The following is a 17,751-nucleotide window of genomic DNA, read 5'->3' as shown; positions in this document are numbered from 1 at the left end:
GGTTACGGAATTCATATTAATTGCGCTAATTTTTTATCAGTTGAAAAAAAATACCAATGTTCTGTTAACAAGTTTAAGTTCAAAACAGGCATAGGCCAATTGTTAAATTTTGCAAAATTAAATTTAAACAATGATTTTAGATTTGAAATTAACTATAGAAACCATTTCGTTTTTTTCAAAACAACAAACCCTATGAGAAATTATTTACAAAAATTTAAAGCTTTGTCGCTGATTGCCTTATTGACGGTATTCAGTATTTCGGCGGCATTTGCACAAGGCCGGGAGGTCACAGGAACAGTCCTGGATGCTACCCTTGGTGATCCACTGCCTGGTGTTACCGTATTGATTAAAGGAACTACCCGAGGAACCACGACAGACTTGGACGGTAAATTTTCATTAACTGTTCAGCCTGGAGACCAAGTTTTGGTTTTTTCTTTTGTTGGCTTTACCGCGCAAGAAGTAACTATAGGCAACCAAAGTACCTTCAATATTGAGTTGGAGGAAGATATCCAAAGTTTACAGGAAGCTGTAGTAATCGGATATGGTACACAGGATAAAAAGGAAATTACATCCGCTGTAACTTCTGTTGGCTCTGAACAATTCAACAGAGGTAACTTCCCAAATCCAGCGACCCTACTTCAAGGTAAAGTTGCAGGTTTATCAGTCGTAAGACCTGGCGGTAACCCGAATGCCCTTCCAGAAATCAGGTTGAGGGGTATTTCTTCTTTCGGTGCATCCCAATCTCCACTGATTGTTATCGATGGTGTTATTGGCGCTACCTTAGATGCTGTTGACCCCAACGATATTGAGACTTTTGACGTCTTGAAAGATGCCTCTGCTGCTGCGATTTACGGTACAAGAGGTGCTGCAGGTGTGATTTTGATCACAACTAAAAGAGGATCAGCTAGGAAAGGGGTTTCCAATGTAACCATCAATACATTCGGAACGGCAGAACAACCTACTAATTTTATACCAGTACTTTCTGCTGAAGAGTTTTTAGCCAGAGGTGGTGTTAACTACGGATCTAATACAGATTGGAGAAGAGAAGTTACACAGACTGCGCTTAATGGTACAGTAAACGCATCTATTACAGGTGGTTTTGAAAACACATCCTACCTGGCTTCTGTTAACTATCGTAATAACGATGGTATTGTTAAAGGAACCAATAGAGAGACTTTGAACACCCGTTTCAATTTGAATCATGGTGCTTTCAACAACAGGTTAAGAATGAACCTGCAGTTGGCATTTACCAGTACTGATGCAGTGGATGTGAATCAGGAAGCCGTAAGATATGCTACCATTTACAATCCTACAGCCCCTATTTTTGAAGATACTGAAGCTGCACAAAGATTTGGCGGTTATTTCCAAAGACCCCTATTTGATTTCTTTAATCCTGTAGCCTTGATCAATCAGCAAAGTTTTACTACCGAAGTAAGATCTGCACTTTATTCCTACAGGTTAGAATATGACATTTCTGATAAAATTACGATTGCTTCTCAATTTTCTCAGGATAGACTTTCTTTGTTACAATCCCAATTCTTTTCCAGACAGGATTTTGAAACAGGTTTTGGTAGATTTGGTCAAGCAGGTCAAAACGTCAGAAACTTTAATACCACCATCTGGAATGGTACCATTCGATTTGAAGATGAGATTGCTGATAGGTTGAACTTTACTTTCCTATTAGGTGCAGAAACTCAAATTCAAGAAAACAAAGGGCTTGGCGTATCCGTAACAAGATTCCTATTTGATCAAGGTCCTAATAACCTGGCAGCTGGTGGGTTGAGATTTGGTCCTGGAACAGGCTTAGGTTCTGATGCCACGAGGTCAGTATTGAACTCTTTGTTTGGTAGGGCTAATTTTAATTATAACAACACTTACTTCTTATCCGCTTCGTTAAGGGCAGAGACATTCTCTGGATTTGGTAGAGATAATCAGACAGGTTTGTTCCCAGCGGTAAGTGCGGGAGCGGACTTTACGCAAATTTTTGATATGGGTGTATTTAGCCAATTTAAACCAAGAGCATCCTTCGGAGTTGTGGGTCAATTACCTCCTTCACCAACTTTGGCATTGGGTATTTTTGGCAACGGGCTGAGGATTCCTTTGGATCCGAATGAACCGTTCAACTCAGCATTCGTAGGTATCAATCAGCTTTCAAACCCCAACCCTCAGTTACAGTGGGAAACTACGCAAGAAATTACAGTAGGTTTGGATTTTGGTCTTTGGAACGGAAAGGTGACCGGTCAGATGGATTACTACAGAAGAACCATTTCTGATTTGATCTTTAATGTGGAAGTGCCTGTTGGTGCTCCTAACCAGTTCCTTCCTGGTAATTTCTACACAGCGCCATCTATTTGGGCCAACTTGGCTGATTTGAGATCCGGTGGTTTTGAATTTGTTGCCAGTGTAAATAACTTGGATCTAGGCAATGGTATTTTTTGGACCCCTAGTTTTAACTTTACCATTTACAACAGGGCTAGGATAGGAAATATCGGGGTCGGTGATCTTGGCCTTCCTGAAATCCGTAGAGGTGTTCCCGGTTCTCCAGGGCAGAACAATAACCCTATTATTTGGAATAAAGAAGGTGAAAGAATCGGTGACTTCTATGGACCAAGATTACTTGGATTAACAGATGGTGGCGAGTATATTCTTACCGGAGAAAGTCCAGACGAGTTTGAGCGCTTGGGTAATGCTTTGCCTAGAGGAGATTTCGGTTTCTCTAATACCTTTGTGTATGGCAACTGGGATTTGAATTTCTTGGCGAGAGGAAGCTGGGGACATTTGATTTACAACTCCTTCAGAGGATTCTATGAAAATGCGGATGGTGCTTCCAATACATGGAATTCTGTCATTACCCGAAACACTCCGACCAATCCATTGGTTACATCTACACCAACCTTCTCCGATTTGTATCTGGAAAGAGGAGATTTCTTGAGATTGGACAACTTGCAGTTGGGATATAATATTCCTGTAAGTGCTGCCAATGTGAATAACCTTAGGGTATATGGAGGTGTTCAAAACCTATTTACCATCACGCAGTTCTCCGGTGTAGATCCAGAAGTAAGATGGACAAGTGATGGAGATCCTTTGGCACCAGGTATAGAAAGAAGAAATACTTATTTCCTGCCTAGAATCTGGACAATGGGATTAACTGTAACCTTTAAATAACATAAACTCAATTATAAATATGTTACGATCAATTAAAACTTTATGTGTGGGAGGTCTCGTCGCAATGACGATGGGATCTTGTTGGGAATTAGAGCAGGAGGTGCTGACGGGCATCACGCAAGAAGAATTGCTTGCAAATGTAACGCCCGAGCTGATCGAAGTCTTAAAACAATCTGCTTATGGTGCCGTAGTGGCGAGTGGACAGGGTGGATATGGCTCTCATGGGGGTATTTATGCAGTTCAAGAAGTCACTTCTGATGAACTGTCTATCCCTCAAAAAGGTGCTGACTGGGAAGATGGTGGAATATGGCTTAGGGCACATAGGCACACCTGGATATCTGTTGATGGGCCATTAAATGGAACATGGAATTATGGATTTAGGATTGTGGCTGAGAGTAACTTATTGATTCAGCAATTTCCTGACTTGGTAGAGTTGGTTTCTGAACTCAAGGTATTAAGGGCTTTCGGATATTTATTGCTCATTGATAATTTTGGTAATGTACCCATCATTACTGAAACGGATAGAGGTACGCCTCAACAAAATACAAGACAGGAGGTATTCGAATTTATTGAAAGGTCTATATTGGAAAATGTAGAGCAGCTTACAAAAAATAATACACGTACCAATTTGAATTATTGGACAGCTCATATGATCCTTGCTAAATTGTATTTGAATGCTGAGGTATATACTGGGACACCAAGATGGGCAGATGCGGAAAGAATATTGGACGTAATCATCAATGAAGGGCCGTATTCTTTATCACCAAATTTCTTTGCTAATTTCTCAGCGAATAATTCTAACTCTCCGGAGAACATGTTTACTGTACCTTATGATGCCAACAATGCTGGAGGTTTCAACATCCATCAAATGACTTTCCATTACAACTCTCAATTCACCTTTGATTTGCAGGAGCAGCCTTGGAATGGTTATGCGGCATTGGAAGAGTTCTACAACAGCTTTGAAGATGGGGATACAAGAAAAGGCAGTTTGAGAGAAGGTATTCAGTTTGCTTCTGATGGTGTAACGCCAATTGAGGATGATGCTGTGGAAGACAATGATCCTGATGGACCAGTAATCAACTTCACGCCTAATATCAATGAATTGGCACCCAATGCTTTCAGACAGGCAGGTACCAGGGTGAATAAATTTGAAATTCCTAACGGAATTGGTCCGGACTTGAACAATGACTTTCCTATCTTCAGGTATGCAGATGTGATTTTGATGAAAGCAGAAGCTGCTTGGAGACAAGGAAATACTGCGGTTGCGCTTCAGTTTGTGAACCAAGTAAGAGAAAGAGCGAATGTTGCTCCGCTTACATCTATTGATGGCACTATTCTTCTGGCAGAAAGAGGAAGAGAGTTATTTGCGGAAGGACACAGAAGATCTGACTTGATACGATTTGGAAGGTTCAATGATGCATGGTGGGAGAAGGCTCCTTCTCAGCCGTTCAGAAACATTTTCCCAATTCCAGAAAATCAGTTACAGGCCAATCCAAACTTGAGCCAAAATCCTGGATACTAATCAGCAACCAATCTATAATCTTAAGAGAAGTGCACATATGTGCACTTCTTTTTAGTTTGTACCTTATAATTTTAAATTCCGTATTTTAAAAAGTATCACCTTAATTTCATCACCTGGCTTGATTCGTTTCGCTCTCGTATTTATTTATCTTTTGATAATTGCTGCTTGCACCAAAAAACAGGAAAGCCCCAAGCTTTTCGAATTGATGGACAAGTCCTGGACGGGTATTGATTTCAGGAATGATCTGGTTTATGATGAAAAATTTAATCCCTACACCTTCCGGAATTTTTATAATGGGGCTGGGGTAGCACTGGGCGATATCAATAATGATGGCTTGGTGGATATATTTTTAGCGGGCAACCAAAGCGAAAACAAACTTTATCTCAATAAGGGAAATTTTCAATTTGAAGACATTACTGAAAAGGCAGGGCTAGCAGTCCCCGGAATTTGGTCTACAGGGGTTTCCATGGCGGATGTCAATGGGGACGGCTTATTGGATATCTACATTTGTAAATCAGGGCCCTTGGGCGGAGAAGAAAGACACAATGCATTATATATCAATAATGGAGACCTGACATTTACTGAAATGGCCAAGGCATATGGTATAGCAGATGAGGGACTCTCTCAACATGCCGTATTTTTTGATTTCGATAAAGATGGGGACTTGGACATGTACCTCTTGAATAATTCTGCCCGCTCAGTCGGGATCAATGACCTAAGAATAGGGCAAAGAGATACTAGGGATACATTAGGAGGAAATAAGCTTTACCGCAATGATGGAGGTAAATTTACAGATGTCAGTGAAGAAGCTGGGATTTATGGTTCAGCCATAGGCTATGGCTTAGGGGTGACCGTAGCTGACCTGAACAGAGACGGATGGCCTGATTTGTATGTATCCAATGATTTTTTTGAAAAGGACTACCTATACCTCAATAATGGTGATGGCACCTTTACCGAAGCCTTGGAGGAGATGGCTACCGAAATTAGCATGGGTTCTATGGGGGCAGATATCGCTGACCTGAACAACGATGGTTGGCAGGATATTTTTGTCACAGAGATGTTACCGGCTACTTTGAACAGGGTAAAGACCAAGACGCCTTTTGAAGATTGGGATAAGTATCAGGCCAATGTGAGGGCCGGATATTTTCATCAATTTACCCGTAATACCCTTCAAAGAAATTTGGGTTTTCAGCCTGGCACCCAAATACCCCACTTCATAGATATATCCAGACAGGCGGGTGTTCATGCGACCGATTGGTCTTGGGGCGCTTTGATTTTTGATGCCGATAATGATGGCTTAAAGGATATTTTTGTTGCCAACGGAATCGTTAAGGACCTTACAGATTTTGACTATGTAGATTACTATGTCAATAACCAAAATTTAATAGGGCAACTGAAAAGGGATTCCATTTTGCTCACCAGCATGATTGATCAGTTTCCCTCCAAACCTTTAAGAAACTATTTATTCAAAAACCTTGGAGATTATCAGTTTGAGGACGTTGCAGCAGTGGAGGGGATGCATCAGTTGACCTTTTCCACCGGGGCAGCTTATGCGGACCTGAATAATGATGGGGCCTTGGATTTGGTGGTAAATAACCTTGAAGGGGAGGTTTTTATTTTCAAGAATAATAGCCGGGAGTTGAATGGTAACAACTATTTGCAGCTGGACCTTTCTGGGCAGTTTGGCACACAGGTGACGCTTTACAAAGACAGGAATATTTTTTTTCAGGAGCATAACCCCGTAAAAGGATACATGTCTTCCGTAGACCATCGCTTGCATTTCGGTCTGGGACAAATAGAAAAATTGGATTCCATAGAGGTGCTATGGCCAAGTGGAGGTTCATCGATACTTTATGAAGTACCAACGAATCAATTATTAACACTTGAGCCAATAGACGCCAAAAAGATAAATGGTAGGGAGCAAGTGCCTGCTGTTACCCTATTGAAGGCGTCACATTCAGTAATTCCCTGGAAACATGAGGAAAGTGCCTTCATTGATTTTGACAGGGACCGCCTGCGCTTCCACATGATTTCCAATGAGGGGCCAAAAGTAACTTTGGCAGATATTGATGGAGATGGCTTGGACGATGTCTTTTTTCCAGGAGCTAGAGGACAAGCCTCAGTGATCCTAAGGCAAGAGGTTGATGGATCATTTACAAAGCTTCAGGTTTTTGAGGAAGATCAATTGGCCGAAGATGTGGGGGGAGTATTTTTTGATGCCAATGGAAATGGACATTTGGATCTTTATGTGCTGAGTGGAAGCTTGGAATTTGGGAACAGAAATCCCAATTACCAGGATAGGTTATACCTGAATGATGGAAAAGGAAATTTCGTCAAAACGGAGGGACATTTGCCCAATAGGTTTGAAAGTTCCTCTTTTGTCAAAGCCTTTGACCATAATGGGGATGGGGCCTTGGATCTTTTGGTAGGTACCCGCACCATTCCCTTTGCCTATGGCATTCCAGGAGATGTGGTGCTTTTGGAGAATCAGGGAGATGGTACGTTTTTGGATAAAACTGATGCCCTTGCTCCAGGGCTCAAAAATCTTGGAATGACTACTGATGCTTGGGTTGGAGACTTAGATGGAGACGGGGAGGCAGAGCTGTTGATCGTCGGAGAGTGGATGCCGATTAAGGTATTCAAAAAAGTCAATGGTACTTTTCAGAACAACAGTGAAGCATTTGGATTTGCCCAAACCGGAGGACTTTGGAACAGGCTATTGGTAGAAGACCTTACGGGCGATGGATTACCGGATATTTTGGTAGGAAATATGGGTAAAAACAGCAGGCTACAAGCTTCCTCCGAAAAACCCATGAAATTATACATCAATGATTTTGATCAAAACGGAAGTGTGGAGCAGATTCTGACTTTGTACGAGGGAGAACAGGATTATCCTTTATTGCTCAAGCAGACCTTATTGAAACAATTGCCCGGTTTGAGGAAAGACCTTTTGACTTATGACATTTACAAGGATAAGCGCATGGAAGACTTGTTTTCAAAGGAAGTTTTAAGTCGGAGTTTGGTGTTGGAAGTGCATGTATTGGAAACATCCCTATTTGTCAACCAAGGAAATGGTACCTTTGCCAAAAGGATACTTCCGCGCGAAATTCAAAGCAGTCCGGTATATGCCATGGCGCTTTGGAAAGATATGGAAGGAGGCAGACATTTGTTCCTTGGGGGAAATCAAAGTAGAATTAAGCCAGAGATTGGCATCAATATGGGGAGTTATGGGTGGCACCTGAACATAAAACAATCCGGAGAGATGGATGTTTGGAGGGCTTCCCATTCAGGGTTCTTTGTTCAAGGTGAAATTAGAGATATCCAAGTCTTGAATTCTAAAGATGGACAAGTAATTTTGGTGGCAAGAAACAATGATTTTCCACTGTTGTTCCATATAGCAGAGAAAGAGTAATCCTATGATGATATTGAGAAATAATAGCATTGAGAAGATGAAGTATAAAGTGTTGATTTTCGGTTTGATGGCATTGGCATTGTCTTGCCAACCCAAGTCGGAATATGATAAGTTGAAAGCACGGGAGTTGGCCTCAGGCAAGGTGGTAGAAGATTTGTTTCTGGATTTAAGGTTTGGAATGGATCGCAAAGAGTTTTTCGGCACCTGCTGGGAGCATAATAAAAAAGGTGTTCTTACCAATGGAGCACATTATTTACAAGTGGAATACAAACCGGAAGTTCCCTCAGGGAAGGATGTTAGGATGAATTTTTATCCACAGTTTGAAGACAATCACCTCTATTTTATGCCTGTAGAGTTCCAGTATACTTCCTGGTTTCCGAACAATGAAGAGTTTACCAACGACAAGCTTCTGGTTGATGTATTAGGACTTTTGAAGGATTGGTATGGTGAAGGTTTCTTAGAGGTTACCAATAAAAATAAGACAGTGAGGGCATTTGTGAGGATTGATGGAAATCGGTGGATCCGGGTATTTGTCAAGGATATGACCACCGTGAGGGTAGAAATGCTTGACCTGAGGATTAAAGACATTTCGGACATGACCAAAAAAAGTAATGAGGCTTAAATCCCGCATAGTTATATCAGGTATCCTTTTGGGCTTACTGGCATTTTGTAAGCAAAAGGAAATGGCGCCAGGTGATTTTCTTTTCGAACGAATCAGCTCATCCCATTCCGGTGTAGATTTCCGAAATGACCTGAGCTTCGATGAAAAGTTTAACATTTTTACCTATCGGAATTTTTACAATGGAGGTGGGGTAGCTTTGGGTGATGTCAACAAAGATGGTTTGATTGATATTTACCTGACCTCTAATCAGGGCGAAAATAAGCTCTATATTAACGAAGGTGATTTCAAATTTCGGGATGTCACCTCTGAAGCCGGTGTGGCAGGAACCCGTGCTTGGAGCACTGGAGTGGCCATGGCAGATGTGAATGGTGACGGATTGCTGGATATTTATGTTTGTAACTCCGGTGATATCAAAGGGGACAACAAACAAAACGAGCTTTTTATCAACAATGGGGACGGCACCTTTACAGAAATGGCAGAAGCTTATGGTTTGGCTGACCAAGGATACTCCACCCATGCCGTCTTTTTTGATTATGATAATGATGGAGACTTGGACGTGTATCTTCTGAACAATAGCTATCAGGCTATCGGAAGTTTTAACAAGATGCAGAATGAACGACCGAGAAGAGATCCTGTTGGAGGAGATAAGTTGTTCCGGAATGATGGGGGGAAGTTCACTGATGTGTCTGAAGAGGCTGGAATTTATGGTTCGGTTATCGGGTTTGGCTTGGGCATTACCATTGGGGATGTGAACAGGGACGGATGGATGGATATATTCATTTCAAATGACTTTTTTGAGCGGGACTACCTGTATATCAATAATCAGGATGGCACCTTTTCAGAGCGTTTGACGGATTATATGCGCTCCACTTCGGCAGCCTCCATGGGGGCGGATATTGCAGATATCAATAATAACGGATATTTGGACATTTTCGTCACAGAAATGCTTCCCGAACCGCCCCAACGCCTCAAACAAATCACCACCTTTGAAAGCTGGGATAAATTCCAGTTCAATGTGACCCATGGTTACCATTACCAATACACCCGAAACATGCTGCATGTCAATAACGGGGATGGGACTTACTCCGATATGGGCAGGTTGGCCAATGTGGAAGCCACAGATTGGAGCTGGGCGGCGCTCATGTTTGATATGGACAATGATGGCTTGAAGGACATTTTTGTAGCCAATGGAATTTATCAGGACCTTACCGATTTGGATTACCTCAATTTTATTGACAATGAGGAGACTAAGAGGGCCATTATTTCCCAAGATGGGGTAGATTACCGTAAGCTAATTGATCCCATGCCGATCAATCCGGTATCCAATTATGCCTACAAAAACAAAGGCGACCTGGTTTTTGAGAATGTAATTCACCAATGGGGCATGGGAGACCCCATTCATTCCAATGGGTCGGCTTATGGAGACCTGAACAATGATGGGGCTTTAGACTTGGTGATCAACAATGTCAATGCAGAGGTGCTCATTTTCAAAAACAGGAGCAGGGAGTTATTGCCCGATCATAATTTCTTGAAAATTGAATTAAAGGGTAAGGACTTTAATACTTCAGCCATTGGTGCTCAGGTCCGTTTGGTGCTGGGTGATGAGGTTTTGTATCAGGAACACATGCCCAACAGGGGCTTTCAGTCTTCTGTAGATTACCGCTTGAATTTTGGATTGGGGAAAAAGGAATTGGTTGATGAAATTCAGGTCAGGTGGCCGGATGGAAAGATTAGCCTTTTGCAGGATGTCCAGGCCAACCAGATGTTGACCTTGAGTTGGGAAGAGGCCAGTGATGCTCCGGAAAGATTTATCTTCTTTGAGGAGCCTGATGGGCAATTTTTCGAACTGGCAGCTGCTGAAAAGATTTTAGATTTTACCCATAAAGAAAACCCATTCGTGGATTTTGATAGAGACAGGTTAACCTATCATAAACTCTCCATGGAGGGTCCTAAAGCCATCTGGGGGGATGTCAATGGGGATGGATTGGCCGATGTTTATTTGGGTGGAGCCAAAGGATTCCCAGGAGAATTATTTGTTCAGCAATCCAATGGGACGTTTAAAAAATCTGTTCAGGACGCCTTTTTTACCGACAGGTTTTCGGAAGATACCCATGGGGTTTTCCATGATTTCAATGGGGATGGTCATTTGGATTTGTTTGTTACATCGGGCGGCAATGAATCCGGATTTGGAGCTTTAGATCTTTCTGACCGACTCTATCTCAATGATGGAAAAGGAAATTTCACCAAAGCTGATGACAGTGGATTAAATAATTTCAAGAATTCCAGTTCGGTCGTGCGCTTGATAGACATTGATGGGGATGGCATCTTAGATCTTTTTGTCGGATCCAGGGTGGTTCCTTTCCTTTATGGCGTGAATCCAAGTTCACAGGTGCTGATTTCAGATGGGAAAGGCACTTTCAGGGATGAAACGGAAAAATTTGCACCTGCGCTCAAAGAATTGGGCATGGTTACTGATGCCGCTGTAGTAGATTATGATGGAGATGGAAAAGAGGATTTGTTGGTGGTAGGGGAATGGATGGCTCCCACCTTTTTCAGAAACACAGGTACTGGGCTTGAAAAGATTGAAATGCCGGAAATGGAACAGTTCAGGGGTTGGTACCAGGCGATAGCTATTGGGGATTTTAATAGGGACGGCAAGCCGGATTTTGTACTGGGAAATCATGGATTGAATACCCGCTTCAAAGCCACACAAGAGCGTCCGATAAGGATGTTCGTCAATGATTTTGACCAAAATGGTTCTGTGGAACATTTGTTTGTACAAAAAGAAGGAGGACGGCATGTGCCATTTACGTTAAAGCATCAATTGGAGCAGCAAGTACCTTCGATCAAGAAGCGATTTTTGAAGTACAGTGCCTATAATGATAAGTTTATGGAGGACATTTTCACTCCGCAAGAGTTGAAAAATGCAATCATGCAGGAGCTGAATTTCCTTACCTCTGCGGTAATGCTTAACAAAGGGTCAGGAAATTTTGAGGTTTTGCCTTTGCCCCGTGCCGCGCAGAGAAGTTGGATGTATAGTGTTTTGGTGACTGACCTCAATGGAGATGGTATCGATGATCTGATTATGGCAGGGAACCTGGCAGGAGCCCAGCCACAGGTAGGGCAATATGATGGAAGCTATGGAGAAGTGCTCTATGGAAAGGGTGATGGCACCTTTGAATACATCCCCAATAGGAAACATGGTTTGCAGCTGCACGGAGATATCAGGGATTTGCATGAGTTGGAAATTGGAGGGCAAAGGACACTGATGGTGGTCAAAAACAATGCTGCCCTTGAATTCTGGAAGATTAAAAAATGAGGAGTGTTTACAGTTTAGTATTGTTTTTTCTTTGGGTTTCCTGTTCTACTCCCAAGCAGGAAACCCTGTTTACCCTACTTTCCCCAAAAGAGACAGGGATTGACTTTAGCAATGATTTAGTTTCTTCCGAGGAAATGAACATCTTGGAGTACCTCTACTTTTACAATGGAGGAGGGGTAGCCTTAGGGGATATCAATAATGATGGTTGGGTAGATATTTATTTCACCTCCAATCAAGGGGAAAACAAACTATATTTAAACAAGGGCAACTTTCAGTTTGAGGACATCACGCAAAGTGCAGGAGTGGATGGCGGTGGTGGATGGTCTACCGGTGTGACCATGGCCGATGTCAACGGAGATGGCTTATTGGACATCTACGTATGCCAGGTAGGGGATTATAAGGGGCTACAAGGGAAAAACAAGCTGTACATCAATAACGGAGACCTCACCTTTACAGAAATGGCGGAGGCATATGGGATAGATTTTGAGGGCTTTTCTACCCATGCCCTTTTTTTTGATTATGACAATGACGGGGACCTGGATTTGTATTTATTGAACCATTCCATCAAAAAGCCTGAGGTGTTTTCACATGCAGACACCAAGTTTAGCGGTCAGGATGAAAAAGGAGGAGATAAGCTATTCAAAAGCCAACTTGCTCAGGGTGATCAAAAGATGATAGAGGTGACCCAGGAAGCGGGCATTCTTTCCTCCAGCCTTGGCTTTGGTTTAGGGGTAGGGATCGCTGATGTCAATGGAGATGGTTGGATGGATATTTATGTTTCCAATGATTTTACGGAAGACGATTATTTGTACATCAATCAGGGTGATGGTACATTTAGAGAATCCCTGCAGGAATACATAGAAAACACCAGTCGTTATAGCATGGGCAATGACTTGGCGGATATCAATAATGATGGATTGCCGGATATTTTTACCACGGACATGTTGCCTGAAGATCCCCAAATATGGATGAAATCGGTAGGAGAGGACAAGCAGGAAGTCTTTGATGTCAAAAAGCGTTTGGGCTATGGAGACCAATATGTAAGGAACCACCTGCAATTGAACAGAGGGGATGGGAAATTCAGTGAAATAGGGCTGCTTACTGAGACCTATGCCACAGATTGGAGTTGGTCCCCTTTGATTTTTGACATGGACAATGATGGTTACAAGGACATCCATGTGACCAATGGCATTGTGAAGCGTCCCAATGACCTGGATTTTATACAATACAGTCAGACACCTGTCTCCGGACTGAGCGAAATAGAAATTCAGCAAAGGCAAATAGATATGCTCCCCAGTATGAAGCTGGCCAATTTCACCTTTCGCAATAAAGGGGAACTGGTATTTGAACAGGTGGGTGAAGTTTGGGGATTAGACCAATTGAGTTATTCCAATGGTTCCGCTTATGCTGATCTGGACAACGATGGGGATTTGGATTTGGTGGTCAACAATACCGACCAACAGGCTTTCATTTACAGGAATAATTCCGAGAAATTAGGCCACCAATTTATTCAGTTTGAGTTAGCCGGTGATAAGGCCAATCATTTTGGGATAGGTGCCCAAGTGTGGGTAAAATCCGGGGATAAAACCTTGCATCAGACCCTGAGTACTTCCCGTGGTTTTCAGTCCGGGACTTCTACGGTATTGACTTTTGGATTAGGTAAGGCAGAAGAAGTGGAGCAAGTCTATGTGGATTGGGGGGCTGGGCAAATAGAAAGTTTTGGGACAAAACAGGTCAACACCAAGCATCGCTTGGTCAAAGGAAAGGGGAAGGCTGATGCTTTGCCAAAAATTGAAAGTAAGACTGTTTTGGAGTTAGTGACCCTTGAATTGGGATGGAAGCATGAGGAAAACACCGATTTTGATGAATTCAGGAGAGAGTATTTAATGCCGAGGCGCTATGCCATGGAAGGGCCGGCATTGGCAGTGGGGGATGTGAATGGAGATGGATTGGATGATATTTATCTGGGAGGTGCCAAAGGTCAGGCTGGGGCTATTTTCTTACAACAGTCTGAGGGAGACTTTATCCTTCAGAAAAACCCGGTATTTGAGCAACTCAAAACGGCAGAGGATGTTGTGGCGGAATTTATAGATTTAAATGGAGATGGACACTTGGATCTCTATGTGGGTTCTGCAGGCAATGAATATGCTGCCGGAGAAGTTTTCAACTTTGACAGGGTCTTTTTGAATGATGGGAAGGGGAACTTCAGGTTTTCTATGAATTCACTGCCTCCTATTGGAGAAAACACGTCTTCTGTAGCCTTTCAGGATGTGAATGGGGATGGATATGTGGATATTTTTGTCGGTGCTGCGGTGGTTACAGGGAATTATGGGGCCATCCCCCGCGCGTACTTATTGGTCAATGATGGGCAAGGAAGATTTAAAGACATGACCAAGACCTATTTTGGGGATGATTTTAGACCGGGTATGGTTCAAAAGGCGCTTTGGTATGATGTTACTGGAGATGGCAAGTCAGAGTTGGTGTTGGCTGGGGAGTGGATGCCAATCAGGGTGTATCAGCAGCAGCAAGATGGGGTTTTTTCAGAAATGGAGCCATTGGCCCCAGCGGGTTGGTATTATGGTTTATCGGCGCTCCAAACGAATACTGGACTTAATGGCCTGCTCTTAGGAAATTTGGGCTTAAACAGTAAATTGAAAGCGAGCAAACCACAACCTGTTAAGTTATATCATGGGGATTTTGATGGCAATGGACAGGATGATCCTTTGGTTTTTCATTACATGGAAGGGCATTTGGTTCCCTTTGCTACAAGGGATGACCTGATCCGACAGATTCCAAACCTTAAGCGTAGGCATGAAAGCTATGTGCAATATGCTGCATTGAAATCCCCTCAGGACCTGTTGGAAAAAGAGCAAATCAATCAGGCGAGGGTCTTTGAGGTTGCTGAATTTCAGTCCCTTTTTATTCCCAAGGGAGAACAGGAAATTACTCCGCTACCTTTGAAAGCACAGTTTAGTCCGATCAGGGATTTTGTTAGTTTTTCATCTAAGGGAGAGGACTATGTATTGGGAGTGGGCAATTTTTCTGGATTCAGGACAGATTATGGGAGGAAAATGGCCCAACCCTTGGTATTGATGAAATGGACGCCATCAGGTTTTGAGCAGCTGCCTTTAGGCTTAGAGGCCCGTCAATATTGGGGAGAATATCGGTATGTCAGAAAATTGGAAATTAAAGGGGAAGCACATTTGATTGCCGTTAGAAATAATGATTTTCCCGTAGTTTTCAGGTTAAATCCTTGACAAAACATGCTAAAAATCATTGATTTTCAGTGGGTTTAAAGTTTGATATTTATGGATTTTTCATAGTTTTGGGTCTAAAATACCTCCAGCCCACCATCCCGTTTGCTCAAATACAAAGGGATTTATTAAATTTGAAGAAATAAGCCGAGTAACTGCTTGAGAATATGAGTAAAATGAAAAATCTTGCCCTGGTCTTGCTGATGATCGTAGGGTTTGCCTGCCAGGAAAATAAAAATTACCAGGATGTCATTACAGATGGTGAGTACCTGATAGCTGCACAATTGAAGTTGACAGATGTCATCATACATGATATTTTTTCCCCACCGGTGGCCAGCCGGATTTATGCCTATCCTTCTATTGCAGCCTTTGAAGTGGCGGCTTTAGCAGACCCCTCTTATACTTCTTTAATGGGACAGCTGAACGGTTTTGATAAAGTGAACTTTGAAACTGAAGAGGAAATTTATTATCCATTAGCCGCTTTAGCTGCTTATTATAAAGTTGGGACGGCCATGATTTTTTCGGAAGATATGGTTCAGGAGCATAAGGAAAAGGCCTTCAAGGCCATCAGAACCGCAGGTGTACCAAAAAAAGTATTTGAAAGATCTGTGGCACTTGGCGAGCAAGTAGCCGATCATGTGATTGCCTATTCCAAAAAGGACAATTATCACGAGAGCAGGTCTTTTGAAAAATACACGGTTACCAATGAAGCGCATACTTGGCAACCAACGCCGCCGGCATATATGGAGGGTATAGAGCCCCATTGGAATAAGATTCGCCCATTTTTAATGGAAAGTGCAGATCAGTTTCAATCTCCTCCGCCCACAGCATTTTCTACTGAACCGGACAGCCAGTTTTTCAAAGAAGCAGAGGAAGTATTTCATGCGGTCAATAATTTGACTCCGGAGCAAAAAGATATCGCCTATTTTTGGGACTGTAATCCCTACAAGGTAAATGTCAAGGGTCATGTGATGTTTGCGGAGAAGAAAATCACTCCGGGAGGACATTGGATGGGAATAGCTTCCATTGCCTCTAAATCTGCAGGGCAGGATTGGAAAGGAACTGCGGAAACATTGGCTTATACCGGAATTGCCTTATTTGATGCATTTATTGCTTGTTGGGATGAGAAGTACAGAAGTGCTTTGATCAGGCCTGAGACTTATATCAACAAATACATTGATGAGGATTGGTTGCCGACCTTGCAGACTCCTCCTTTTCCTGAACATACCAGTGGGCACAGCGTAGCCTCTAATGCAGCTGCCGAAGCACTGACCAAATTGTTCGGAGAGCCTTTTTACATTTACGATTCTACAGAAGTGGCTTATGGACTTCCTGTAAGAGAGTTCAATTCTTTTAGGGAAGCAGCTGCCGAAGCCACAATCAGTAGGTTGTATGGAGGGATTCACTTCATGCCAGCTATCGAGTTTGGTGCTGAAAAAGGCAAAAAACTTGGTTTTTACGTCAATGAAAAAGTAAAAACTAAAAGTGATAATTTAGCTCGGATAGAGGATTAGTTATAGATGGGTTATTCATTTACATGGTTTAAAATCAAATTATTTCAACCACAAGTTTACAAAAGAAAACAAAAGTCAACCCCGAATTTTAACGGATAAGGGAATGATTGCTATTTAAAAGGTAAGTTTGCTGGTTAAATGCTGTGTTGGTCTTCTTGACTTTTACGGTTCAAGTTTAAATTTATTTTTTGAGTTAATTATTCCTTATTTTTGCCTCCGTTAAATCTTGACCCATGGACATTATTTTAAAATATTTCCCTGACCTTACTGAAACACAAGTAGAAAAATTTTCAAGGCTCCAGCCCCTTTATGAGGAATGGAATGAGAAGATCAATGTGATCAGCAGAAAGGACATGGAGCATTTTTACGAAAGGCATGTGCTGCACTCTTTGGGTATTGCCAAGGTCATGTCTTTCCAGCCGGGCAGCAAAGTCTTGGATATTGGTACCGGTGGAGGCTTTCCCGGGATTCCTCTGGCCATTTTGTTTCCGGATACCCATTTTCATTTGGTTGATTCTATTGGTAAAAAAATCACGGTAGTGAAGGAAATAGCCAAGGCCCTGAAACTAACCAACGTGGAGGCACAACAAACCCGGGCAGAGGCTTTGGTCAGAAGGTATGATTTTATTGTCAGCCGTGCAGTGACCAGATTTGCTAATTTTTACCCCTGGGTGAAGGGGAAATTCAGAAAAGAGGATTTCAATGAGTTCCCCAACGGCATCTTTTTATTGAAAGGTGGAGATGTGGATGAGGAAATGGAAGAAAGACCAGTGAGTTACGTGACTTACCACTTGGATGATTACTTTAAGGAAGAATTTTTTGACACCAAAAAGGTGGTTTTTGTCCCTTGGGAGGGGAAAAGGTGATGTTTAGAGGCGAGAAGCGAGAGGTTAGACTTCGAGACAAGAGACAAGAGTCAAGAAGGGAGAAATCGGAGTAAAGT

At 42.4% G+C, this 17,751-nt stretch carries 8 protein-coding genes; all 8 read left to right on the top strand.

Translation table 11 applies throughout. The features are described 5' to 3' along the window. Window positions 1-192 precede the first annotated feature (192 nt). On the top strand, window positions 193-3,165 hold the full coding sequence (locus tag B879_RS12905) for a SusC/RagA family TonB-linked outer membrane protein (RefSeq protein ID WP_009185631.1): 2,973 nt from the start codon (window positions 193-195) through the stop codon (window positions 3,163-3,165). 19 nt (window positions 3,166-3,184) lie between these two features. After that, the gene (locus tag B879_RS12900) at window positions 3,185-4,687 is read left to right on the top strand and encodes a RagB/SusD family nutrient uptake outer membrane protein (RefSeq protein WP_009185630.1); all 1,503 of its coding nucleotides are present in this window, start codon (window positions 3,185-3,187) and stop codon (window positions 4,685-4,687) included. 205 nt (window positions 4,688-4,892) lie between these two features. Continuing rightward, window positions 4,893-8,099, top strand: a complete 3,207-nt coding sequence (locus tag B879_RS12895; RefSeq protein WP_238542135.1) for a VCBS repeat-containing protein — start codon at window positions 4,893-4,895, stop codon at window positions 8,097-8,099. Between the two features lie 4 nt (window positions 8,100-8,103). Further along, the gene (locus B879_RS12890; protein ID WP_009185628.1) at window positions 8,104-8,721 is read left to right on the top strand and encodes a hypothetical protein; all 618 of its coding nucleotides are present in this window, start codon (window positions 8,104-8,106) and stop codon (window positions 8,719-8,721) included. Next, the gene (locus B879_RS12885; RefSeq protein ID WP_009185627.1) at window positions 8,711-12,040 is read left to right on the top strand and encodes a VCBS repeat-containing protein; all 3,330 of its coding nucleotides are present in this window, start codon (window positions 8,711-8,713) and stop codon (window positions 12,038-12,040) included. The genes B879_RS12890 and B879_RS12885 overlap by 11 nt, the downstream gene beginning before the upstream one ends. After that, entirely contained in the window at window positions 12,037-15,297 is a 3,261-nt protein-coding gene (locus B879_RS12880; RefSeq protein ID WP_009185626.1) for a VCBS repeat-containing protein, read from the top strand. Before B879_RS12885 ends, B879_RS12880 begins: the two co-directional genes overlap by 4 nt. Window positions 15,298-15,461: 164 nt before the next feature. Beyond that, window positions 15,462-16,808, top strand: a complete 1,347-nt coding sequence (locus B879_RS12875) for a vanadium-dependent haloperoxidase (RefSeq protein ID WP_009185625.1) — start codon at window positions 15,462-15,464, stop codon at window positions 16,806-16,808. Window positions 16,809-17,041: 233 nt separating this feature from the next. After that, window positions 17,042-17,674: a 16S rRNA (guanine(527)-N(7))-methyltransferase RsmG gene (gene rsmG / locus B879_RS12870; RefSeq protein WP_009185624.1), complete on the top strand. Its 633-nt coding sequence runs from the start codon at window positions 17,042-17,044 to the stop codon at window positions 17,672-17,674. Window positions 17,675-17,751 lie beyond the last annotated feature (77 nt).

Origin of the sequence: Cecembia lonarensis LW9, from assembly GCF_000298295.1 — a bacterium.
Classification (GTDB): domain Bacteria; phylum Bacteroidota; class Bacteroidia; order Cytophagales; family Cyclobacteriaceae; genus Cecembia; species Cecembia lonarensis.
The sequence above is the reverse complement of the archived record's forward strand: the minus strand, read 5'-3'. Positions and strand labels throughout refer to the sequence as shown.

Coding starts and splice junctions, on each gene's coding strand:
- B879_RS12885 (WP_009185627.1), top strand. CDS start 8,711: ATGAGGCTTAAATCCCGCATAGTTATATCAGGTATCCTTTTGGGCTTA.
- B879_RS12900 (WP_009185630.1), top strand. CDS start 3,185: ATGTTACGATCAATTAAAACTTTATGTGTGGGAGGTCTCGTCGCAATG.
- B879_RS12880 (WP_009185626.1), top strand. CDS start 12,037: ATGAGGAGTGTTTACAGTTTAGTATTGTTTTTTCTTTGGGTTTCCTGT.
- rsmG (WP_009185624.1), top strand. CDS start 17,042: ATGGACATTATTTTAAAATATTTCCCTGACCTTACTGAAACACAAGTA.
- B879_RS12905 (WP_009185631.1), top strand. CDS start 193: ATGAGAAATTATTTACAAAAATTTAAAGCTTTGTCGCTGATTGCCTTA.
- B879_RS12890 (WP_009185628.1), top strand. CDS start 8,104: ATGATGATATTGAGAAATAATAGCATTGAGAAGATGAAGTATAAAGTG.
- B879_RS12895 (WP_238542135.1), top strand. CDS start 4,893: ATGGACAAGTCCTGGACGGGTATTGATTTCAGGAATGATCTGGTTTAT.
- B879_RS12875 (WP_009185625.1), top strand. CDS start 15,462: ATGAGTAAAATGAAAAATCTTGCCCTGGTCTTGCTGATGATCGTAGGG.